At 73.4% G+C, this 21,329-nt stretch carries 16 protein-coding genes; 10 read left to right on the forward strand and 6 right to left on the reverse strand.

Translation table 11 applies throughout. From position 1 onward, the window contains the following. The first annotated feature begins 92 nt into the window (after positions 1-92). Entirely contained in the window at positions 93-899 is an 807-nt protein-coding gene (locus ACIBNE_RS14855; RefSeq protein WP_399271375.1) for a TetR/AcrR family transcriptional regulator, read from the forward strand. Positions 900-974: 75 nt separating this feature from the next. Here the strand turns inward: ACIBNE_RS14855 and ACIBNE_RS14860 are convergent, their stop codons facing one another. Continuing rightward, complete coding sequence (locus ACIBNE_RS14860) at positions 975-1,667, reverse strand: TetR/AcrR family transcriptional regulator (protein WP_399271374.1); 693 nt, start codon at positions 1,665-1,667, stop codon at positions 975-977. Positions 1,668-1,894: 227 nt separating this feature from the next. Here ACIBNE_RS14860 and wrbA point away from each other — a divergent pair, with 227 nt between their 5' ends. Continuing rightward, complete coding sequence (wrbA, locus tag ACIBNE_RS14865) at positions 1,895-2,491, forward strand: NAD(P)H:quinone oxidoreductase (RefSeq protein WP_399271373.1); 597 nt, start codon at positions 1,895-1,897, stop codon at positions 2,489-2,491. A gap of 156 nt (positions 2,492-2,647) precedes the next feature. Here wrbA and ACIBNE_RS14870 read toward each other — a convergent pair whose 3' ends face one another. Continuing rightward, positions 2,648-3,556 (reverse strand): alpha/beta fold hydrolase, encoded by a 909-nt coding sequence (locus ACIBNE_RS14870; protein ID WP_399271372.1) that lies wholly within the window; start codon positions 3,554-3,556, stop codon positions 2,648-2,650. A gap of 48 nt (positions 3,557-3,604) precedes the next feature. Between ACIBNE_RS14870 and ACIBNE_RS14875 the strand changes: the two genes are divergently transcribed. Both ACIBNE_RS14875 and ACIBNE_RS14880 read left to right on the forward strand, forming a co-directional pair. After that, positions 3,605-4,219, forward strand: a complete 615-nt coding sequence (locus tag ACIBNE_RS14875; RefSeq protein ID WP_399271371.1) for a TetR/AcrR family transcriptional regulator — start codon at positions 3,605-3,607, stop codon at positions 4,217-4,219. Between the two features lie 216 nt (positions 4,220-4,435). Beyond that, complete coding sequence (locus ACIBNE_RS14880) at positions 4,436-6,013, forward strand: MFS transporter (RefSeq protein WP_399271370.1); 1,578 nt, start codon at positions 4,436-4,438, stop codon at positions 6,011-6,013. A gap of 109 nt (positions 6,014-6,122) precedes the next feature. Here ACIBNE_RS14880 and ACIBNE_RS14885 read toward each other — a convergent pair whose 3' ends face one another. Continuing rightward, complete coding sequence (locus ACIBNE_RS14885; protein WP_399271369.1) at positions 6,123-9,362, reverse strand: BTAD domain-containing putative transcriptional regulator; 3,240 nt, start codon at positions 9,360-9,362, stop codon at positions 6,123-6,125. 162 nt (positions 9,363-9,524) lie between these two features. Between ACIBNE_RS14885 and ACIBNE_RS14890 the strand changes: the two genes are divergently transcribed. From ACIBNE_RS14890 to ACIBNE_RS14900, 3 genes are all read left to right on the forward strand, one after another. Next, positions 9,525-10,166 carry an SDR family NAD(P)-dependent oxidoreductase gene (locus ACIBNE_RS14890; protein WP_399271368.1) on the forward strand — a complete coding sequence of 214 codons (642 nt, stop codon included), beginning with the start codon at positions 9,525-9,527 and terminating at the stop codon, positions 10,164-10,166. A gap of 125 nt (positions 10,167-10,291) precedes the next feature. Continuing rightward, positions 10,292-11,512 (forward strand): MFS transporter, encoded by a 1,221-nt coding sequence (locus ACIBNE_RS14895; protein WP_399271367.1) that lies wholly within the window; start codon positions 10,292-10,294, stop codon positions 11,510-11,512. A 176-nt stretch (positions 11,513-11,688) separates the two neighbouring features. Further along, on the forward strand, positions 11,689-12,342 hold the full coding sequence (locus ACIBNE_RS14900) for a hypothetical protein (protein ID WP_399271366.1): 654 nt from the start codon (positions 11,689-11,691) through the stop codon (positions 12,340-12,342). A 44-nt stretch (positions 12,343-12,386) separates the two neighbouring features. Here ACIBNE_RS14900 and ACIBNE_RS14905 read toward each other — a convergent pair whose 3' ends face one another. Continuing rightward, positions 12,387-13,361 (reverse strand): helix-turn-helix domain-containing protein, encoded by a 975-nt coding sequence (locus tag ACIBNE_RS14905; RefSeq protein WP_399271365.1) that lies wholly within the window; start codon positions 13,359-13,361, stop codon positions 12,387-12,389. 123 nt (positions 13,362-13,484) lie between these two features. On the opposite strand from ACIBNE_RS14905, the gene ACIBNE_RS14910 reads away from it, so the two are divergent. Together ACIBNE_RS14910 and ACIBNE_RS14915 are read left to right on the forward strand one after the other, a co-directional pair. Next, the gene (locus ACIBNE_RS14910) at positions 13,485-14,261 is read left to right on the forward strand and encodes an NAD(P)H-dependent oxidoreductase (RefSeq protein WP_399271364.1); all 777 of its coding nucleotides are present in this window, start codon (positions 13,485-13,487) and stop codon (positions 14,259-14,261) included. A 120-nt stretch (positions 14,262-14,381) separates the two neighbouring features. After that, a complete protein-coding gene (locus ACIBNE_RS14915; RefSeq protein ID WP_399271363.1) occupies positions 14,382-16,760 on the forward strand; it encodes an ATP-binding cassette domain-containing protein in 2,379 nt (792 codons plus the stop codon). Positions 16,761-16,820: 60 nt separating this feature from the next. On the opposite strand, the gene ACIBNE_RS14920 is transcribed toward ACIBNE_RS14915, so the two are convergent. Together ACIBNE_RS14920 and ACIBNE_RS14925 are read right to left on the reverse strand one after the other, a co-directional pair. Then, on the reverse strand, positions 16,821-17,480 hold the full coding sequence (locus tag ACIBNE_RS14920) for a LuxR C-terminal-related transcriptional regulator (RefSeq protein ID WP_399271362.1): 660 nt from the start codon (positions 17,478-17,480) through the stop codon (positions 16,821-16,823). 182 nt (positions 17,481-17,662) lie between these two features. After that, entirely contained in the window at positions 17,663-19,195 is a 1,533-nt protein-coding gene (locus ACIBNE_RS14925) for an aldehyde dehydrogenase (NADP(+)) (RefSeq protein WP_399271656.1), read from the reverse strand. A gap of 478 nt (positions 19,196-19,673) precedes the next feature. On the opposite strand from ACIBNE_RS14925, the gene ACIBNE_RS14930 reads away from it, so the two are divergent. After that, positions 19,674-21,203: a flavin monoamine oxidase family protein gene (locus tag ACIBNE_RS14930; protein ID WP_399271655.1), complete on the forward strand. Its 1,530-nt coding sequence runs from the start codon at positions 19,674-19,676 to the stop codon at positions 21,201-21,203. Positions 21,204-21,329: the final 126 nt, after the last annotated feature.

The raw sequence follows: 21,329 nt of genomic DNA on the forward strand, positions 1-21,329 counted from the left end.
GCTGAGCAGAGCTGCGGCAAGGCTTTCAGCGTTACTTTGTACAACGTACTCTATACTTCGTACGAAGAAAAGGGGTGAGGGAGAATTGGTTCATGGCTAAGGACCGGAGCGACTCGGGTGACCCCTCCCGCACGTTGGAGCTGCTGTGGCGGGAGGCCGGCGGTGACGGCAGGGCCGGAGGCGGCGGCGGTGGCGGCGGGGGGAGGAGCGGCGCCAGGACCAGGGGCCCCAAGCAGGGGCTGAGCGTCGACGCGGTGGTCGGTGCCGCGATCGCGGTCGCCGACGCCGAGGGGCTGGACGCCGTCACCATGCGGCGGGTGGCCCAGCACCTGGGCGTCACGCCCATGACGCTCTACACGTACGTGCCGGGCAAGGCGGAGCTGCTCGATCTGATGCTCGACGCCGTCTATCTGCGGATGGAGCGCCCGGCGGCGCCCGGCGGCTCGTGGCGCGAGCGGATCTCGGCGATCGCGCACGAGAACCTGGCGCTCTACGTCCGGCACTCCTGGGTCTCGGCGCTTCCCCTGTCGAGGCCGCCGCTCGGGCCCGGTCTGATGGCCAAGTACGAGCACGAGCTGAGCGCCTTCGAGGGCCTCGGCCTCGGTGACGTGCAGCAGGACCTGGCGCTCTCGCACCTGCTCGCGTTCGTCCAGTCGATCGCGCGCACGGCCCATGACGCGGCGGCCGTGGAGCGCGAGACCGCCATGTCCGACGAGCAGTGGTGGACGGCCAACGCCCCGCTGCTCGCCCGGGTCTTCGACCCGGACCGGTACCCGGTCGCCACGCGCGTGGGAAGCGCCGCGGGGGAGGCGTACCAGGCGCTGCACAGCCCGGACCGCGCCTACGAGTTCGGCCTGGCGCTGATCCTGGACGGGCTGGAGCGGCTGATCGAGGGGTGAGGGGGGAGAGGCGAAGGGGGAGGGGCGAGGGGTGAGGGGCGAGGGGTAAGGGGGGCGGCTCGGTCCTCCTCGGTGTCAGCCCTCCTCGGTTCGGCTCTGCTCGGTGGGCGTGTCCGCGTCCGCCCGTCCGTCTCCGGCCCCGTCCAGTCCGCTCATCCCCAGCAACTCGTCGATGCTCGCCCTGATCCGTTCCGGCGTCGCGCCCCGCCCCTGGGTCAGGTGGCACAGCATGCTCGGTACGAAGGGGGCGAGCAGCAGGTCCGCCAGGACCACCGCGTCGGCCTCGGGCTTGATGTGCTTGATCAGCATGGCCGTGTGGGCGTGCTGCGTGATGTACGGGGCGCCCCTGTAGCGCCCCTCGGGCGACGCCGCCTCGGCCGCGTACATCAACTCCCGCTGCTCCAGCACCCGGTCGGCCAGCGCGTGCAGGAAGGCGCGGAGCCGTACGGCGGGCGGCGCGTCGGGGCCGAGCGGGGGCGGGCCGCTCAAGAAGGCTTCCTGGAGCTGTCGTTCGCGCTCGTCCAGCAGCGCGACGAGGAGTTGTCCCACGTCTCCGAAGCGGCGGTAGACCGTGCCCACGCCGATGCCGCTGGCGTGCGCGACCGCGTTCATCGTGAGCGCGTCGGGCCCCTGCTCGCGGACGATCCGGGCCGCCGCGCAGACGATCTTCCGCCGGTTGCGGGCGGCGTCGGCGCGCTCGGGCGGGGCCTCGCCCGCGAGCGGCAGGCCGAGGCCGGGGGAGGCGGGTGCGGGGATCTCACGGCTCATGTCCCGAGCGTAACGGAAAACTATCCGGTTAGCCCTCCGGAAGGTCTTGCCAAACGGATAGCCATCCGTTTAACTCGTGCCAACGGAAACGGATGGCTATCCGCTTCAGCTCCTCGGGTGGGTCCCCCGCTGGGTCCCCCGCCGGAGTTCGCCACCGGAGTCCGCCGCGTTCCCGCACGTCATCCCCGTACGCCATGCCCGCACGTCGCCCGCCCGGAGGCCCAGCCATGTCTGCCAAGATCGCCGTCGTCTACTACTCCTCGACCGGCACCGTCCACCAGCTCGCCCAGGCCATAGCCGAGGGTGCGGAGAAGGCGGGCGCCGAGGTGCGGCTGCGCCGGGTGCCGGAGCTCGCCCCCGACGCGGCCATCGACGCCAACCCCGCCTGGCGCGAGCACGTCGACGCCACGCAGGACGTCGAGACGGCCACATTGGACGATCTGACCTGGGCGGACGCCTATGCGCTCGGTTCGCCGACCCGCTTCGGCAACATCTCGTCGCAGCTGAAGCAGTTCATCGACACCACGGGCGGGCTGTGGCAGCAGGGCGTCATGATCGACAAGCCCGCCACCGCGTTCACCAGCGCCCACAACGCGCACGGCGGCAACGAGTCCACGCTGCTCGCGCTCTACAACACGTTCCACCACTGGGGCTCGGTCATCGTCTCGCCCGGCTTCACCGACCCGGTCGTGTACGGTGCCGGCGGCAACCCGTACGGCACCTCGCACGCGGCGGGCAGCGGCGCGCCCGACGAGAACGTCCTGGCGGCGGCCCGCTACCAGGGCGAGCGCCTGGCGAAGATCACCGCCCGGCTGCTCGGCTGACCGTACGGACGAGTGGGTGGGCGCGCGACCTCGCCGTCGCGCGCCCGTCCGTCGTGTACCCGTCCGTCGCGCCCGGGGCCGTTACGTGCCCGTCCGTTACGTGCCCGCCTGTCGCGCCCCGGCCCGTGGTGTGCCCGTCCGTCACGTGTCCGTCCGTTACGGGCGCCCGGGAACCGTCGACGCGATGAAGCGCCGCAACTCCTCCGCGAGGGCAGAGGGGTTGTCCAGCTGCACCAGCGTCCCCGCGTCCGGGATCTCCACGTACCGTCCGTCCGGCAGCAGTTCCGCCAGCCGCCTGCCCGTACGGTGCGGCATCATCCGGTCCTCCGCGCCCCAGGCCACCAGTGCGGGGCGGTCGAAGGCGGCGAGGTTCTCCGCCGCCTTGAGGTACGTGTCCCTGCTGCCGCCCAGGACGAACTTCCGCAGGTCCCTGCGGATCGCACCGCTGGTGAGCAGTGGCCGGTACCAGCGGCGCACCAGCTCGAAGGGGATCGGCCGCTTCGCCATCCCGCCGAGCGACGAGCCCATCCGTACGAGGAACGGCACCCGGAAGGACTGGAGCAGCAGGAACAGGCCGCCAGGCACCCGGGCCGCCGCGTGCAGGGTCCTGCCCTGGAACCCCGGCGGGTAGTTCTCCAGCGCCTCGCAGGAGGTGAGCACCAGCCGTCCGACACGCTCGTCCCGTACGCCCACGAGGAGCTGGGCCGTACCCGCGTCGTTCTGCACGAGGGTGACGTCGCGCAGGTCGAGCCGGTCCAGGAACTCCGCGAGCAGTACGGCCATTCCCCGTGCCGACAGATCGGCGTCCGGGCGCATGGGGGTGCGGTGGCTGCCGATCGGCAGTACGGGGACGACCACCCGGTAGTCGGGGCGCAGCTCCTCCACCAGGGCGTCCCAGACGGAGCCGTCGAAACCGAGGCCGTGGACGAGGACGACCGTGCCCGCCGAGGTGCCCGAACCATCTGAACGGTCCGGCCCGTCCGGCGCGGACCCCGTCGTGCTGCCGTCGGGCTCCCCGGTGTCGGTGAACTCCACGGTTCCCGCGCTCAGTTCCACCTCGGGCATGATCCTGCCTCTCACTTGATAGACCGATCTAGTGAGAGGCTAGCGAACATGAGGACCACGGGCGACACCAGACAGCGCATCGTCTCGGCGGCCACCGAGCTCTTCCGGCGCCAGGGCTACTCGGCGACCGGGATGAAGCAGATCGTCGCGACGGCCGGGGCGCCGTACGGATCGGCGTACCACTTCTTCCCCGGCGGCAAGGCGCAGCTCGGCGAGGAGGTGGTGCGCACGTCGGGTGCGGCGTACCTGGAGCTCATCGGTGAACTCTTCGTACCGGGCAGGGACTTGGTGGATGCGACGGGCGAGGCGTTCCTCGGGGCGGCCGGGACGCTGCGCGAGCTGGATTTCGCCGACCCGTGCCCGATCGCGACGGTGGCGCTCGAAGTCGCCAGTACGCACGAGGGGTTGCGGCTTGCCACGGCCGAGGTGTTCGACAGCTGGACGGCGGCGCTCGCCGCGTACTACGCGGCGAGCGGCCTCCCGGAGGGCGTGGCGCGGGAGACGGCCGTCTCGGTGATCGCGCTGCTGGAGGGCGCGTTCATGCTGGGCCGCGCTGCCAGGGACACGGGCCCCGTGGAGGCCGCGGCGAAGGCGGCGCGGTGGATCGTGCGGGGCGCGGTGCTGTCGGGGAGTGCGGAGGGTGGTGCGGGGCGCTCCGCGTGACCGTGCGGTTTTCCCCGGGCCGGGGGCCACCCGCAGGATGCCGGTGCGCCGTGCCCCTCGCCCTCGCCCCCGCCTTCGACGCTTCCCCCCTTCCTCTCTTCCCTCCCCCCCTCCTCTCGCGTACGACATACCTCTCTTGCGCACGCTGTTCCGTCGTGCGTACAGTGTGCGCATCGAGGGCACGACGTACGCGCCGAATGAGTGTGAGGGGTTCCCGTGGAAGCGACCGAAGGGCGTCACCCGCGACGCTGGCTGATCCTGATCGTGCTGTGCCTCAGCACGCTGGTGCTGGTCATCGACAACATGGCGCTGACCGTGGCGATCCCGGCGATGGCCGAGGACACCGGGGCGGGCTCGCAGGACATCCAGTGGATCATCGAGTCGTACATCCTGGTCTTCGCCGGGCTGCTGCTCACCGCCGGAAGCCTCTCCGACCGCTTCGGCCGCCGCCAGGTGATGATCGTCGGGCTTGCGGTCTTCGGGGCCGCCTCACTGCTCGGGACGGTCGCGGACAGCCCCGACCAACTGATCCTGGCCCGCGTCCTGATGGGCGTCGGCGGCGCGCTGATCATGCCGAGCACCCTCTCCATCCTCATCACGGTCTTCGACGAGGCCGAGCGCCCCAAGGCGATCGCCGCCTGGTCCACCGTCGCGATGGTCGGTCTGGTCGGCGGCCCCGTCCTCGGCGGCGTGCTGATCGCGAAGTTCTGGTGGGGCGCGGTCTTCCTGATCAACGTTCCGATCGCGGTCCTGGCGATCGTTGCCGCGCTGGTCCTGATGCCCGAGTCCAAGGGCCCCGCCCGCAAGGCCGACCCGCTCGGCATGGTGCTCTCCGTCGTCGGCATGACCGCGCTCGTCTGGACCATCAACGAGCTTCCCAAGGGCGGCCTCTCGCACACCGGAACGGTCGTCTCGCTGGTCGTCGGCGTCGCCGCGCTCGCCGGGTTCGCGGTGTGGGAGCTGCGCACCGGGTCCCCGATGATCCCGGTCGCCCTCTTCCGCAACCGCGTCTTCACCGGTGCCAGCTTCTCCCTGGTCCTGCTGACCTTCGCCAACGGCGGCCTGATGCTGGTCCTCACCCAGTACCTCCAGTTCGTCGCCGGGTACACCCCGACCGAGACCGGCCTCGCCTTCACCCCGCTCGCCGTCGCCAGCCTCGTCTTCAACGGCATCGGAGCCGGGCTCGTCGGCAGGCTCGGCAACCGCGCCGTCGCGGTCACCGGACTCCTGCTCACCGCCGCCGGGTTCGCGCTCCTCTCCGGCCTGGAGGCGGGCGACGGCTGGGGCCTGCTCGCCACCGCGATGGTCGTGATGGGCGCGGGCGGCGGCCTGGCGATGCCCGCCACGATCGGCGCGCTGATGGGCGCGGTGCCCGCCGAGCACGCCGGGGTCGGCTCCGCGCTGAACGACACCATCCAGCAGGCGGGCGCGGCGCTGGGCGTCGCGGTGCTCGGCGCGGTCCTCTCGGGGACGTACGCGTCCGAGATGCCGGACTCCGCCCCGGAGGCCGCGCGGCACTCGATCGCCGACGCCCTCGGGATCGCGGCGGGGTCGGGCGACGGGGCCCTGGCCGCCACCGCCAGGGACGCGTTCACCCAGGGCATGTCGGGCAGCTTCCTGGCCGGTGCGGCCGGGGTGGTGGGCGCCGCCCTCCTCGCACTGCTGCTGCTGAAGGGGCGCAAGGCGGAGGAGCGGGACGCGCAGGAGGGTGCGCGGGTGGATGCACAAGTGGATGCACAGGCTGTGGACACGGCGGCCGCCGACAGGGGAGACAAGGAGCCGAGCCTGGTGTGACCTGAGCGCGCGTACGGAGAGGCGGAGGGACCCGATCGGGTCCCTCCGCCTCTCGCGTGCCGTAAAACGTGTTCCAGCTGTCCGGCTTCCGGCTGTTCCGTCAGTCCGGTCAGTCCCGCACTGTCAGGTGCTCCACCGCGTCCAGCGCCGCGAGTTCCGCCCCTCGGGCGAACGCCTCCTCGAACGCAGCCCCGCCCAGGGCCCGCGTCGCCGCCGCCGCGATCCGGTCCACGTCGCCCCGCTCGGCCGGTGGCAGCGGCGCGCCCGCCCCGAGCCGGGCCGCGTGCGCGGCACCCAGCAGTTCCGCCGCGTGCCCTGCGGTCTCCGGGCGCAGGGCCGCCGCGCCCGCCAGGCCCTCCAGCGAAAGGGCGAGCGCGCGCGGCTCACCGATCGTGCGGGCGATCGCCAGACCCTTTCGATGCTGTTCCACCGCACCCTCGCGATCGCCGTACAGTTCGGCGACGAAGCCCAGTTCGGCGTGGAGCAGATGGTCGCCCACGTCCGACGAGACGTCCGCGTAGCCCTCCCTGATGCGCGAGAGGTGCGTCTGCGCCCCGGCCAGGTCGCCCGAGCGGCGCGCCCCGAGGGCGAGGCCCATCATCGAGTGGACCTCGCCGTACTTGTAGCCCTGCTCGACGGCCAGCAGTCGGGCCTCTTCGTGCAGTTCGCGGGCGCGCTGCCAGTCGTGCGCGAACAGGGCGAGCCTGCCGAGCCCGGAGAGGCGTGCGGAGACCTCCGTCTCCAGGCCGAGTTCGCGGGCGATGGCCAGGCCCTCGCGGTGGCGGCGCTCGGCCTCCGCGTACTCCCCCTTGATCTCCGCGAGCACCGCGAGCGGGGTCACCGTCTGCGACTCGCCCCACCGGTCGCCCAGCTCGGCGAAGAGCGCCGCGCTGCGCAGCCCGTCCCTGCCGATCGCGCCGAGGTCACCGGTGACCAGCGCGTGCATGGCGCGCAGCGCGAGGGCGGCGGCCGTGCCCCAGCGGTCGCCGTCGGCCTCGAACCGGGCGAGCACCCGGGCGTTCGCCTCCTCGCCTGCCGCCCGGTCGCCACCGCTGAACAGGGCGTACGCGTACAGCCACGCGGCCCGCCCGTCCTGCGGCCGGGACCCCTGCCGGGAATCCGGCCGGGACCCCGGCTGTACGGGCTCCGGGCGCGTGCCTGTCAGCAGGGCGAAAGCGTCCCGGAGGGTACGGAGTTCCGTGTTCTCGGGCGCGGCGCCCAGCGTCGCGGACAGCGCCCGGTACGCCTCGTGCAGACGGCCGCGCAGCAGCCACCACCACGACAGCGCCGTCGCGAGCCGTACCGCCTCACCGGACGGTGCCGCGTCGAGCGCGGCGCGGAGGTTCGCGCCGTCCGCGTCGAGCCGGGCGAGCCACTCCCGCTGTCCCGCGCTCCTGAGGTGCGGTTCGGCGCGCTCGGCGAGGTCCAGGTAGTGGCGCAGGTGCCGGTCCCGTACGGCGGCGACGTCGTCCATCTCGTGCAGCCGCTCCACGGCGTACGCGGCGACGGACTCCAGCAGCCGGTAGCGCGGCGCCGCACCGGCCCGGCCCGGGACCACCACCACCAGCGAGCGGTCCACCAGCCGGGCCACCAGGTCCAGCACCTCGTCCGCGGCCACCCCCTCGCCCGCGCAGACCGCCTCGGCGGCCTCCAGCGAGCAGCCGTCGTGGTGCACGGCCAGCCGGCGCAGCACGATGCGCTCGGGCGCGCTCAGCAGCTCCCAGCTCCAGTCGAGCACCGCGCGCAGGGTCTGCTGCCGGGCGGGCGCGCCCCGCTGCCCCGATGCGAGCACCCGGAACCGGTCGCCGATGCGCGCGGCCAACTCGCCCACGCCCAGCGCCCGCACCCGGGTCGCCGCCAGTTCGAGCGCGAGCGGGATCCCGTCGAGCCTGCGCACGATCTCCGCCACGGCGTCCCGCGCGGCGGCGTCGTCGAGCGCGAAGCCGGGGGCGGCGGACGCGGCACGCTCCGCGAACATCCGCTCGGCGTCGGCGGGCAGCAGCGGCTCCACGGGGAGGACGGCCTCGCCCGCGATGCCCAGCGGCTGCCGGCCGGTGGCCAGTACGCGCAGTCCCGGAGCGGCGCGCAGCAGCCGGTCGGCGAGTGCGGCGGCGGCCTCGACGACGTGCTCGCAGTTGTCGAGCACGAGCAGGGCGCGCCGGTCGCACAGGGCGTCGGCGACGCGCTCGGCGGGGGAGGGCAGGGCGAACGCGGCGCCGGGGGAGCGCGTACCGGCAGGGGTGTCGTCGCGCAGCCCGAGGGCGGCGGAGACCGACTCCATGAGGTCGTCGACACCGCCGTACTGTCCGGCGAGTTCGACGAGCCACACCCCGTCGGGCGCGATCGTGTCGGAGGGCGCCGATTCGGCCTGTGCGGCAGCGGCCAGCGCGAGCCGCGTCTTGCCGACCCCGCCGGGCCCGGTGAGCGTGACGAGCCGCCCTGCGGACAGGAGCGAACCGAGCGTACGGAGGGTCTGTTCGCGCCCGACGAGCGAAGTGAGAGGGAGGGGCAGCCGGGACCGGTGGGGACGGACCGACAAGGGCGTGGGGCGGGACGGGGCCACGGGCGCGCCGCCCGGCGCGGTGGACGCGTGGCGCACGCCCAGGGCCGAGTCCTGCCGCAGGATCGCCTCGTGCAGCGCGGCCAGCTCCGGGCCCGGATCCAGGCCGAGTTCGTCGGCCAGCCGGTCGCGCAGCTCGGCGTAGGAGGCGAGCGCCTCGCTCTGCCGCCCGGCCAGGTACAGCGCGCGCAGCTGTACGGCGCGCAGCCGTTCGCGCAGCGGATGGCGTGCCACGAGGTCGGACAGTTCGCCGGTCAGGAGGGTGTGTTCGCCCGCGTCGAGGCGCGCCTCGGCCTGCTCCTCAAGGACGGTGAGCCGTTGCTCCGCGAGGCGGTGCGCGGTCGTGCGGACGAACTCCTCGTCCGCGAAGTCGGCGTACGCGGGTCCGCGCCACAGCTCCAGCGCTTCCGTGAGCAGGGCCGCCCTGGTGCGCGGGTCGGGCTCGCGGCGGGCGCGTTCGGCGAGGGCGCGGAACCGGTCGGCGTCCACCTCGCCGCCCACCTCGCCGCCGGCCGCGCCGAGGCGCAGCCGGTAGCCGGGCGGCTGGTGCACCACCAGGTCGCGGCCGATGGCGCGGCGGAGCTGGGAGACCTTGGCCTGGAGGGCGTTGGCGGGATTGCCCGGGGGCCGCCCGCCCCAGAGGTCGTCGACCAGCCGGTCCACGGAGACCGGCCGCCCCTCGTGCACCAGGAGGTCCGCGAGCAGCGCCCTGACCTTCGCCTCGGGGACCCTGACGGGCTCCCCGTCGTCGTCCCACACCGCCAGTGGACCCAGCACCCCGAACCGCATGCCAGAACCGTACACACGTACCGATCGGCGCACTTCGCCGAGCGCGCTCCCGCCGAGCGTGCTCCCACCAGGCGCGCTCCCACCGGGCGCGCTCCCACCAGGCGCACCGGCCGTCAGCGGACCGTCAGCGGCCCCGAAGGGCCGCCGGGCACCGTCGTACGCATGACAGCGAGCGGCGGCGGGACGCACAAGACGAGCGATGTTCGGGGCCCGTGGCGCGTGCCCGGCAGGACGCGGTACGGCGGCAGCAGCGCCGTCGTCGTCGGCGGCGCCCCGGGACCCGGACTGGCCGTCGCCAAACGGCTCGTGGAGGGCGGCGCCGACGTGCTGCTCACCGGCCGGGACCGGGGCGGCCTCGCGGCGGTGGCGCCGGAGTGCGGCTCCGGTGCGCACGTCGTCGGTTGCGACCCGTCGGATCCCGCGGCGCTCGCGGAACTCGTCCCCGCTGTGGAGCGGAGGCTGGGCCGGATCGACCACCTCTTCGCGTACGCGGGGCCCGGTTCCGACTGTACGGACAGTGCCGAGGCCGCCGTACGGGCCCTGCTGCCGCTGCTGCGGGAGGGCGGCGCGGTGGTTCTGGTCGCCGAGGGCCACACCGCCTTCCGCCCCTCCGTACGGGAGCTGGCCGCCGAACTGTCCGGCCGGAACATCCGGGTGAACGCGGTGCTGACCGGTCACGACGGCGCCCGGACGCGGCGCGGGGGCTCCTTCGACGCGGTGGCGCGCGCCGCCCTGTTCCTCGCGGCCGACGCGGTGTTCACCACGGGCGCGGAACTGCCCGTGGACACGGCACGGGACGCGTAGCGGCGCCCCCTCCCCACGAAGGAAACACGAAGGAAGCCCGGTACCTCCTCCGTACCGCTGTCCCTTCACTTCCCTTTTCCCTTCGCCTCCCCTCCCTTCCCTTCACCTAGTAAGGACCCCACCGCATGTCCGGCACAGCGCAGTTGAAGAACACGGACCCAGTACAAGGGACCCCCGACACCTCTCGGAGACTTCCCCTCCCGGCCCTCCTCGCCCTCGCCACCGCCGTCTTCGTCACCAGCCTGACCGAGACGCTGCCCGCCGGACTGCTGCCCGCCATGAGCGCCGATCTGGGCGTCGGCGAGTCCGCGGCGGGCCAGACGGTCACCGTCTACGCGCTGGGCACCGCGCTCACCGCCCTGCCCCTCACGGCCGCCACCGCCGCCTGGCGCCGCAAGCGCCTCCTGCTGACCGCCATGGCGGGCTTCGCCGCCGCCAACACGGTCACCGCGCTCTCCTCCGACTACACCCTGACCATGGTCGCGAGGTTCGCCGCGGGCGTGGCCGCCGGTCTGGCCTGGGCGCTGCTCGCCGGATACGCCCGCCGCCTCGCGCCCGCGCACCTCCAGGGCCGGGCGCTGGCGGTCGCGATGGCGGGCATACCGGTGGCGCTCTCGCTCGGCGTGCCGGCGGGCACGTTCCTCGGCGACGCGCTCGGCTGGCGGTGGGCGTTCCTGGCGATGACCGCGCTGACCGTCGCCCTGCTGGCGTGGATCGTGGCGGCCGTGCCCGACCGGCCGGGACAGGCACGGGGCGCCCGTACGCCGATGCTGAGCGCCCTGCGCGTCCCCGGCGTCGCCCCGGTCCTCTTCGTCACGCTGGTGTTCGTCCTCGCGCACACCGTGCTGTACGCGTACATCGCCACGTTCCTCGACGACTTGGGGATGGGCGGTTCGACCGACCTCGTCCTGCTGGTGTTCGGCGCCGCGTCCCTGCTGAGCATCTGGATCGTGGGGGCGCACATCAACGGCAAGCTGCGCGTCCTGACCATCGGCAGCGCACTGCTGGTCGCGGTGGCCGCGGGGCTGCTCGCCGTGCTCGCGGACAGCACCGCGCTCGTGTACGCGGCCGCCGTCCTGTGGGGCCTGGGCTGGGGCGGCGTACCGACCCTGCTCCAGACGGCCGCGGGCGACGCGGGCAAGGACGCGGGGGACGCCGTGCAGGCGATGCTCGTGACCCTCTGGAACGTCGCGATGGCCGGGGGCGGGGTCGTCGGGGGCGTGCTCCTGGACCTGGCGGGTTCCGGGTCCTTCCCGTGGGCGGTGCTGGGGCTCATGGCGCCGGTGCTCGTCGTGGTGGTGGCGGCGAGGGCGCGGGCGTTTCCCGCGAAGCGCCCCGTGGGGTGAGGGAGTTGGGGGCGCGCCCCGCCCGAGGGACCCGGTTCCGCCCGGCCGTACGGACGGGAACCGGGCATCGGCCGGGGCGCGTCCCCACTCCTGCGCCGGGCGATCATCCAGGGCCGTACGGCCCTGACACGCCCCGTCCCCGTCCGCCCGGCACCGTCCCCGACCGGAGGAACACCATGGCTCACCCCGGAACGCCCCCACGCCCCGCCCAGCGCCGCGGAGGCTGCCTCCAAGCCCTGGTGGTCCTGGCGGTGGTCCTCGGCCTCGGGTACGGCGCCTCGGTCCTGTTCGGCGACGGCAAGGGATCCAAGGGGTCGTCCGCGAGCAAGGACGGCTCGGGCTCCACCGGCGCGTGGAAGGTCGGGGACTGCGGCGGCCCCGACCCGGACGACGCCCCCGACGGCTTCCGCAAGATCGGGTGCGAGGACTCCACCGCCTCGTTCAAGGCGCTGGAGATCCAGCCCGGGAGCATGCTCCCGGACTCCGTGCAGTGCCCCGCGGGCACGGACCTGATCATCAAGGTCTCGGTGTCGTACGGATCGGGCGACAAGAAGACCGGCGGGGGCATCCCCACCAGCACCGTCTGCGGCCGCAACCTCGCCGCCCCCCACCCCGGTGACGCGGGCGAGGGCGGCGGCCAGTTGGTGGTGGGCGACTGCGTCTCGTCGACCGCGCAGGAAGTGAAGTGCGCGTCGGCGGGCGGCAGCGACTTCAAGGTGCTCGCACTGGCCAAGAGCGAGGCGACGTGCCCGTCAGGGACGACCGAGCCCATGAAGCTGACGATGGCGATCGGCCGCCCGTACGACGTGATCTGCGGCGGCAAGGTCTAGGGGCGGCACGTTCCGAGGGCGGCGAGGTTCGAGCCCCGTCCGCCTCAAGAGCGGGGGCGTTCCAACGGGCTCCCCAGCAGGGCGAGGGCGGCGGCCTCCGGGCTGTCCGCCTCCGCGCTGAACACGTGCACCACCAGCCCTTGTTCGCCCGGCGCGCCGGGGACGTACAGTACCTCGAAGTTCAGTTCGAGCAGTCCGGCGACGGGATGCCGCAGCCGTTTGCGCCCCGCCGCGCACATCGTGATCTCCCCGCTGTCCCAGATCTTCCGGAAGTCGGTGCTGAGCGCGGACAGTTCGGTGATGAGCGCGGCGAGTTCCGTGTCGTCCGGGTAGCGCCCCGACGCGACCCGCAGTTGGCCCACGGCCTCCGCCGCCCGGTCCGCCCAGTCGGGGTGGACGTCGCGCGACGCGGGGTCGAGGAAGAGGAACCTGGCGTTGTTGCGGTCCCGGCGCTCCGGGGCGGCCACGCCGCCGATCAGTTCGGCGCCCGGCGCGTTCCACGCCACCACGTCGAGTCTGTGGTCCGTCACGAACGTGGGGAAGCCGTCCAGGGAGTCCAGCAGCCGCTGCAACTGGGGGCTCACTCTGGCCCGGGGCGCGGCGCTGTGCCGGGCGGCCGCGAGGGTGGCGAGGTGGCGGTGTTCGGCGGCGTCGAGCCCCAGCGCCCGCGCGAGCGCGTCCAGCACTTCGGGAGAGGGCTGGGTGGCCCGGCCCTGCTCCAGCCGTACGTAGTAGTCCACGCTGATTCCGGCGAGCTGGGCCAGCTCTTCGCGGCGCAGCCCGCGCACGCGCCTGCGCCGCCCTCCGACGAGCCCGACGTGCTCGGGGGACACGCGGGCCCTGCGGGCGCGCAGGAAGCCGCCGAGGGCCAGCCGGTTGTCGCCCCCGCCCGCCCCGCCCGCCCCGTGCGCGGCGCCGCCCCCGACGGCGCCGCCCCCGCCCGTGCCCCCGCTGCCCGTGCTGCCGCTTCCGCCGTTCCCGTCCCTGTCGGCCATGCCGCCGTCCCCCGTCACGTCCATGGACCCAAGTAACCCAAGTATGGGCGGCACTTTCGCGAGGGTGGTCCCGCGAGTACCAGGAACGCCGTTCCCCGGACGAACAAGGTGCTGGCTACCGCCCCGCGGCCGGGCCACCGTAGGACCATGTCGAAGAAGAAGATCCTGATAGTCAGCGCCCACCCCGAGCCCCGCTCCCTCAACGCCTCCCTCACCTCCTTCGCGGCCGAACACCTCCGTGCGGCGGGCCACGAGGTGCGCGTCTCCGATCTGTACGCGATGAAGTGGAAGGCGACCGTCGACGCCGACGACTTCCCCGACAGGGACGCGGACGAACGGCTCGCGGTGATGGCCGACTCGGAGCGGGCCACCCTGGACGGCCGGCTGGCGGCGGACATCGCGGCGGAGCAGGAGAAGGTGCTCTGGTCGGACGCGGTGATCCTGCAGTTCCCGATGTGGTGGTTCTCGGCGCCCGCGATCCTCAAGGGCTGGGTCGACCGGGTGTTCACGGCGGGCTTCGCCTACGGCCCCGCCGTTCCGCCGCCGTACAGCCACGGCCCTCTGGCGGGCCGCAGGGCGCTGGTTTCCGTGACGGCGGGGGCCAGGGGGACGGCGTTCTCCGACCGGGGCATCCACGGCCGCCTGTCCGACCTGCTCCACCCCTTGCAGCACGGACTGTTCTGGTTCACGGGCATGGAGCCGCTGGAGCCGTACGCGGTGACCGGGGCGAACGCGCTGACCGACGAGGAGTACGAGGCCGCGAAGCAGGCGTACGCGCACCGCCTGGACGGCCTCTTCACGGACGCCCCCGTCCCGTTCCGCACGCTCACGGGCGGCGACTACGACCACGACATGCGGCTCCTGCCGGACCGGGAGCCCGGGGGCACGACGGGCCTGGACCTCCACGTGCACCCGGGAGCCTGACGCACGGCACCGCGCCCGGTCAGGTTTCGAGAAGCGCCGACCGCCGCACCGCGTCTAGCGTGGCAGTCGTACGGCGAACGGCAGGCCCGCCCCGCCCCGACGGATGGAGACCCGAGGACCATGGCCAAGAGGACGGACGGGCGGTCGCCCGCGGAGCACGCCGCCGACAGCCACGACCTGATCCGGGTGCACGGGGCGCGCGAGAACAACCTCAAGGACGTCAGCGTCGAGATCCCCAAGCGCCGGTTGACCGTGTTCACGGGCGTTTCGGGCTCGGGCAAGAGCTCGCTGGTGTTCAACACGATCGCCGCCGAGTCGCAGCGCCTGATCAACGAGACGTACAGCGCCTTCGTCCAGGGCTTCATGCCGTCGCTGGCGCGGCCCGAGGTCGACGTGCTCGAAGGGCTGACGACGGCGATCGTCGTCGACCAGCAGCGGCTGGGCGCCGACCCGCGCTCCACGGTCGGCACGGTCACCGACGCCAACGCCATGCTCCGCATCCTCTTCAGCCGCCTCGGCGTGCCGCACATCGGCCCGCCCAGCGCGTACTCCTTCAACACCGCCTCGGTCCGCGGCAGCGGCGCGATCTCCGTGGGCGACAAGAAGGCGGTGAAGGCGACCTACAGCCGCACTGGCGGCATGTGCCCGAACTGCGAGGGCCGCGGCACGGTCTCCGACATCGACCTCACCCAGCTGTACGACGACTCCAAGTCGATTGCGGAGGGTGCCTTCACGATCCCCGGCTGGAAGTCGGACAACGTGTGGACGGTCGGGATCTACGCCGAGTCGGGCTTCCTCGACCCGAACAAGCCGATCCGCAGGTTCACCAAGAAGGAGATGCAGGACTTCCTCTACCGGGAGCCCACCAAGGTCAAGGTCAACGGCGTCAACCTCACCTACGAGGGCCTGATCCCCAAGATCCAGAAGTCGTTCCTCGCCAAGGACAAGGAGGGGATGCAGCCGCACATCAGGGCGTTCGTGGAGCGGGCGGTCACCTTCACCTCCTGTCCCGAGTGCGGGGGCACGCGCCTCAGCGAGGGCGCCAGGTCGTCGAAGATCAAGCGGATCAGCATCGCCGACGCCTGCGCGATGGAGATCAGGGACCTGGCCGAGTGGGTGCGCGGCCTCAAGGACGACTCGGTCGCCCCGCTGCTCACGGCGCTGGGCGAGACCCTCGACTCGTTCGTCGAGATCGGCCTCGGGTACCTGTCCCTGGACCGCCCTTCGGGCACGCTCTCGGGCGGCGAGGCGCAGCGCGTGAAGATGGTGCGGCACTTGGGCTCGTCCCTCACCGACGTCACGTACGTCTTCGACGAGCCGACCACCGGCCTGCACCCGCACGACATCAACCGGATGAACGACCTGCTGCTGCGCCTGCGGGACAAGGGCAACACGGTGCTGGTCGTCGAGCACAAGCCGCAGACGATCGCGATCGCCGACCACGTGGTGGACCTGGGACCCGGCGCCGGTACGGCGGGCGGCGAGGTGTGTTTCGAGGGCACCGTGGAAGGGCTGCGGAAGGGCGACACGGTCACCGGCCGCCACCTGGACGACCGGGCCGCCGTCAAGGAGTCCGTACGGAAGCCCACCGGCGCCCTTGAGGTGCGGGGCGCGAGCGCGCACAACCTCAGGGATGTCGACGTGGACGTCCCGCTCGGCGTGCTGACCGTGGTGACCGGTGTGGCGGGCTCGGGGAAGAGCTCCCTGGTGCACGGTTCGATCCCGCCAGGCGAGGGCGTCGTCGTGGTCGACCAGTCGCCGATCCGGGGGTCCCGGCGCTCGAACCCGGCGACGTACACCGGACTGCTCGACCCGATCCGCAAGGCGTTCGCCAAGGCCAACGGGGTCAAGCCCGCCCTGTTCAGCGCCAACTCCGAAGGCGCCTGCCCGCACTGCAACGGCGCCGGAGTCATCTACACCGACCTCGCCATGATGGCCGGCGTCGCCACCCCCTGCGAGGACTGCGAAGGCAAGCGGTACCAGCCGTCGGTCCTCGAATACCACCTCGGCGGGCGCGACATCAGCGAGGTGCTGGCGATGTCGGTGGACGAGGCGGAGGAGTTCTTCGGGTCGGGCGACGCGGCCACGCCCGCGGCCCACCGCATCCTGGCGCGCCTCGCGGACGTCGGCCTCGGCTACCTCCGCCTCGGCCAGCCCCTGACCACCCTCTCCGGCGGCGAGCGCCAGCGCCTCAAGCTGGCGACGCACATGGGCGACAAGGGCGGTGTGTACGTCCTGGACGAGCCGACCACCGGCCTGCACCTCGCCGACGTGGAGCAGCTGCTGGGCCTGCTGGACCGGCTGGTCGACGCGGGCAAGTCGGTGATCGTGGTCGAGCACCACCCCGCGGTCATGGCTCACGCCGACTGGATCATCGACCTGGGGCCAGGCGCGGGCCACGACGGCGGCCAGGTCGTCTTCGAGGGCACCCCGGCCGACCTGGTCGCGGCGCGCGCGACGCTGACGGGCGAGCACCTGGCGGAGTACGTGGGCGCGTGACCGCGTGGCCTGCGGGCGCCGGGCCGTGATCGGCGCGGCGCCCGCAGGCGGCCGGGTGCTTCAGCAGACGGCGTCCATCCGCACCGCGTCCATGCGCACGGCGATGGCCGCCGCCTGGGTGCGGTTGGGGCAGTTCATCTTGGCCAGGATGTTCGCCACGAGCCGCTTCGCGCCGTGCTCCGAGATCCGCAGCCGCCGGGCGATCAGCTTGTTGCTCAGCCCCTCCACCAGCAGCTCCAGCGTCTCGCGCTCGCGCGGGGTGAGGGTGGCGATGCGGTCGCGGTGCCCCAGGGCCGGGCCGGGGGAGCGCCTGATCAGGGCGTGGGAGAAGGCGGACGGCAGCGGAAAGCCCCCGCTCCGCACCTGGGTGAAGGCGAGGGCGAGGGCGGCTGACGTCAGCTCGTGCTTCAGCAGCACCCCGTCGGCGACGAGCCCGCGGATGGAGTCCGGGTCGTCGACCATGCGCTCGTCCAGCAGGAGCAGTACCTTCGCCCCTGCCGCGCCCGCGCGGTTCGCGGTCTCCTTGACCCAGTCCTCCCGGGGGCAGGAAAGTAACAGGATGTCCACGTCGGTGAAGTCGATCGCGGCGGCCGCCTGCGGTTCGTAGGCGCAGTCGCGTACGGACTCGACGTCGGGGACGTCCCCCAAGAGGGTCTGCACCCCCCTGCGCAGCACTTCGCTCCTGGTCATGACGGCGACCCGCTCTGTCGCTGCTGACATGCGGCTTCCCCCTCGTACGTCGGTCATCGCTGATCAGCGGATGGTCGGCGCTGACCGGTCCACGACGGCGGTGGGCCGCTGCCCAGGACGACACGGACAGCAGACACATACAAGCGTCGTCCAGTCTGACGTCGGAGGGGCTCTTGTGCAACCTCGTTCCACTCGGGGCCAATTGGGGTGCTTCAGGCGCGTACGCCGTCCATGCGGCGCGGCAGGGACAGCGGATTGGCGTTCCGCAACTGGGGCGGGAGCAGCGCGTCGGGCACGGACTGGTAGCAGACGGGGCGCAGGAAGCGGGAGACGGCGGAGGCGCCGACGGAGGTGTGCCCGGGGGAGGTCGTCGCGGGGTAGGGGCCGCCGTGGTGCGTGGCCCAGCCGACGGTCACGCCGGTCGTGAAGCCGTTCCAGACGATCCTTCCGCAGGACCGGGCGAGCCGGTCGAGCAGCAGGCCCGACAGTTCCTGCTCGCCCTCGTCGGCGTGCACCGCGCAGGACAGCTGTCCTTCCAACGCCTCCGCGACCTCGATGAGTTCGGCCACGTCCCGGTATTCGGCGATCACGGCGAAGGGGCCGAAGCACTCCTCCATGAGGGGCGCTTCCGGGCGCAGCAGCTCCTTGGCCGCCACGTGCAGCAGACACGCGGCGACCTGCCGCTCGTCGTCGTCCGCCGGTCGGCCGACCGCGGCGGTGCGCACGCCGGGCAGCGCGGACAGCCGCTCGACGCCCTCCCGGAAGGCGGCGCGGATGCCGTCGTTGAGGAGCCAGGAGGGGGCGACCTCGGTCACGGCGGCGGCCGCTTCCGCGCGCAGCTCGTCCCCGTCCGTCCCCGCGGGCACGAGCAGCAGCCCCGGCTTGGTGCACACCTGGCCGTGCCCGAAGGACAGGGACCGTACGAAGTCCCGGGCGATGGACGCGGCCCGGTCCCGTGCGGCGCCCGGCAGCACGAAGACCGGGTTGAGGCTGCTCAGTTCGCCGTGGAAGGGGATCGGTTCGGGGCGCGACGCCGCCAGCTGGTGGAGCCGGCGGCCGCCGACGAGCGAGCCCGTGAAGCCGACGGCCTTGATCCGGGGGTCGAGGACCAGGCTGCGGCCCGCCTCGAACCCCCAGACGATGCCCACGGTGCCGGCGGGCGCGCCCGCAGCGGCCACGGCCCTGGCCACCGCGTCGAACGCCAGCCGACTGGTCGCGGGGTGGGAGGGGTGCGCCTTCACGACGACGGGGCAGCCCGCGGCGAGGGCCGACGCGGTGTCGCCGCCCGCGACCGAGAAGGCGAGCGGGAAGTTGCTGGAGCCGAAGACGGCGACCGGGCCGAGGGGCCGCAGCATGCGCCGCATGTCGGGCAGCCCGGGTCCCGTATCGCCCCCGGCCGTGGCCCGGTCGATCACCGCGTCCGCGTAGGAGCCCTCGCGCAGCACCTCGGCGAAGAAGCGCAACTGTCCGCACGTGCGGACGAGTTCGCCGCGCAGCCGGTCCGCGCCGAGCGCCGTCTCCCGGTCGGCTGCCTCCACCAGGGCGGCGCCGGCGGCCTCCAGCTCGACCGCGACGGCCTCCAGCAGGGCCGCCCGGCCGCCCGGCCCCATGCGGTCGAGGCCCGCGGCGGCGTCGGCCGCGGCCCCGCACACCCGGGCGACCTCCCGGGCCCCGGACTCCTCCGCGACCGACTCCACCGCCAGGCCCGTGCGCTGGTCCATGGAGTACACCTCGCTCATCGCCAAGCTCATCGCCAACTCCTCGTCGTCTCTCGACCGTTGTCCGCGCGGTGCTGGTGTCCGCGCGGCGCCGTTCCCGGCGGGCGCCGCTTTCCGGCGCCGCGTCCGCCGCTTTGCCGCGCCGTCCCACCGGCGCGCCGTCCCACCGGCTGCACCGTCCCACCGGCTGGGCCGTGGGCGCGGACAGCAGCGGTCAGCGTTCCGTGCGCCCGGCGCGCCGGGAAGGGTCGCCCGGTCGCCCGTCCGGGGTGCCCGATCGGGCAGTAGCCGTCCGGGCAGCCCGGACGGGCGACCGAGCAGCCATTCCCGCCGGGTTGGCCGAGTACGGATGCTCGTAGTGCCGCGAACGGCGCCTGGGACGGCGCCGGGATCGGCTTCACGAACGGCTTCACGAACGGGACACGAGGCGGAGGCAGCGGTGGCGGATGCGTACGGCAGCAGACGGGATTTCCTGCGGAACGTGGGTGTCGTGGGCGGCGCCGGGATGCTCTGGGCGACCATGGGCGCGCTCGGTCTCGCCCCCGACGCCCGTGCGGCGCAGCAGGCGTCGGCGTTCGTGCCGCCGCGTGCGGGTGACTTCACCGATGGCCGGAAGGCGCCGCGGATCGTGGTCCTGGGGGCCGGAATCGCCGGTCTGACGGCGGCGTACGAGCTCGGAAAGGCCGGATACGACTGCCGGATCCTGGAGGCCAAGCAGCGCCCCGGCGGGCGGAACTGGACCGTGCGCTCCGGCACGGAGGAGCGGGAGCTGGGCGGGCGCACCCAGCGGGCGGAGTTCTCCGCCGGGCAGTACTTCAACGCGGGCCCCGCCCGCATCGCGCAGCACATGGTCACGCTCGACTACTGTCGCGAACTCGGCGTCCCCATCGAACCGTTCGCCAACCAGAACGGCGACGCCTACGTCTACCTGGACAAGGTCGGCACGCCCCTGCGGCACCGCACGGTGAAGGCCGACGCCCACGGCTACGTGTCGGAGCTGCTGGCCAAGGCGGTCGACCGCAGGGCGCTGGACAAGGAGCTGACCGCCGACGACCGCGAGCGGCTGCTGGCGTTCCTCGGCGACTTCGGCGCCATCGGCAAGCGCGCGGACGACCGGGACTACCGGGGCGGCCCCCGCCGCGGCTACCGCACCCCGCCGGGGGCCGCCGACGCCGCGGGCGAGCTGTACGGCCCGGTGCCCTCGCTGTCGGAGTACTTCGCCCGGGGCAGCGGCCGCTACCTCTCCTTCGAGGTGGACTACGACCAGGCGATGATGATGTTCCAGCCGGTCGGCGGCATGGACCGGATCGTCGACGCGTTCGTCGACCGGGTCGGCGAGCGGCGCATCTCCTACGGGGCGGTGGTCCGCGAGATCCGGGACCTCGACTCCGGCGTCGAGGTGCGGTACGAGGACGCGCGCGGCCGGGAACGGGTCGAGCGGGCCGACTTCTGCGTGGCCGCGCTGCCGCCCAACGTCCTGGCGCGCACGGAGCACAACCTCGGCTCCGCGGTGGCCTCCGCGCTGCGGGTGCCCGCTCCGCTGGCCGTCGGCAAGCTGGGCCTCGAGTACCGGCGCCGCTGGTGGGAGGAGGACCACCGGATCTACGGCGGCATCACCGAGACGGACCTGCCGCTGACGCACGTCTGGTACCCCTCACACGGCTTCCACTCCCGGCGCGGCGTCCTGGTCGGCTACTACCACTACCGCGAGGACGCGCTGGCGTTCGGCAGGCTGACGCCCCGCGAGCGGACCGCGAAGGCCGTCGCCCTGGGCGAGCGCATCCACGGCCCGGCCCACCGCGAGGAGCTCGCCTCGGGCTTCGCGGTCGCCTGGCACCGCATACCGCACATCGAGGGCGGCTGGATCGAATGGCCGGAGGACTCCGGCGCCGCCTACGACCTGCTGAACGAGCCCGCCGGGCGCGTCTACTTCGCGGGCGACTGGCTCACGCACTACATCGGCTGGCAGGCCGGGGCCATCGGCTCCGCCCGGCGCGCCGTGTCGCTGCTGCACGAGCGGTCGGTGCGCACGTGACCGGGACGTCGGCGCCGCGCCGGCTGATGAACAGGACCGGGCGCTGGCTGCGGCGGGTCAACCGCCGCCTGGAGGAGCTGTACCAGTCCATGACGTACCTCTGACCCGGTACGCCGGCCCCTTTCA

Origin of the sequence: Streptomyces sp. NPDC050504, from assembly GCF_044458065.1 — a bacterium.
Lineage (GTDB): Bacteria > Actinomycetota > Actinomycetes > Streptomycetales > Streptomycetaceae > Streptomyces.

What these genes read in the sequence shown, in the direction of transcription:
- ACIBNE_RS14890 (WP_399271368.1), top strand. Translation starts at nt 9,525, where the DNA reads ATGACAGCGAGCGGCGGCGGGACGCACAAGACGAGCGATGTTCGGGGC.
- ACIBNE_RS14870 (WP_399271372.1), bottom strand. Translation starts at nt 3,556, where the DNA reads ATGCCCGAGGTGGAACTGAGCGCGGGAACCGTGGAGTTCACCGACACC.
- ACIBNE_RS14915 (WP_399271363.1), top strand. Translation starts at nt 14,382, where the DNA reads ATGGCCAAGAGGACGGACGGGCGGTCGCCCGCGGAGCACGCCGCCGAC.
- ACIBNE_RS14930 (WP_399271655.1), top strand. Translation starts at nt 19,674, where the DNA reads ATGCTCTGGGCGACCATGGGCGCGCTCGGTCTCGCCCCCGACGCCCGT.
- ACIBNE_RS14855 (WP_399271375.1), top strand. Translation starts at nt 93, where the DNA reads ATGGCTAAGGACCGGAGCGACTCGGGTGACCCCTCCCGCACGTTGGAG.
- wrbA (WP_399271373.1), top strand. Translation starts at nt 1,895, where the DNA reads ATGTCTGCCAAGATCGCCGTCGTCTACTACTCCTCGACCGGCACCGTC.
- ACIBNE_RS14875 (WP_399271371.1), top strand. Translation starts at nt 3,605, where the DNA reads ATGAGGACCACGGGCGACACCAGACAGCGCATCGTCTCGGCGGCCACC.
- ACIBNE_RS14910 (WP_399271364.1), top strand. Translation starts at nt 13,485, where the DNA reads ATGTCGAAGAAGAAGATCCTGATAGTCAGCGCCCACCCCGAGCCCCGC.
- ACIBNE_RS14885 (WP_399271369.1), bottom strand. Translation starts at nt 9,362, where the DNA reads ATGCGGTTCGGGGTGCTGGGTCCACTGGCGGTGTGGGACGACGACGGG.
- ACIBNE_RS14900 (WP_399271366.1), top strand. Translation starts at nt 11,689, where the DNA reads ATGGCTCACCCCGGAACGCCCCCACGCCCCGCCCAGCGCCGCGGAGGC.
- ACIBNE_RS14920 (WP_399271362.1), bottom strand. Translation starts at nt 17,480, where the DNA reads ATGTCAGCAGCGACAGAGCGGGTCGCCGTCATGACCAGGAGCGAAGTG.
- ACIBNE_RS14860 (WP_399271374.1), bottom strand. Translation starts at nt 1,667, where the DNA reads ATGAGCCGTGAGATCCCCGCACCCGCCTCCCCCGGCCTCGGCCTGCCG.
- ACIBNE_RS14905 (WP_399271365.1), bottom strand. Translation starts at nt 13,361, where the DNA reads ATGGACGTGACGGGGGACGGCGGCATGGCCGACAGGGACGGGAACGGC.
- ACIBNE_RS14895 (WP_399271367.1), top strand. Translation starts at nt 10,292, where the DNA reads ATGTCCGGCACAGCGCAGTTGAAGAACACGGACCCAGTACAAGGGACC.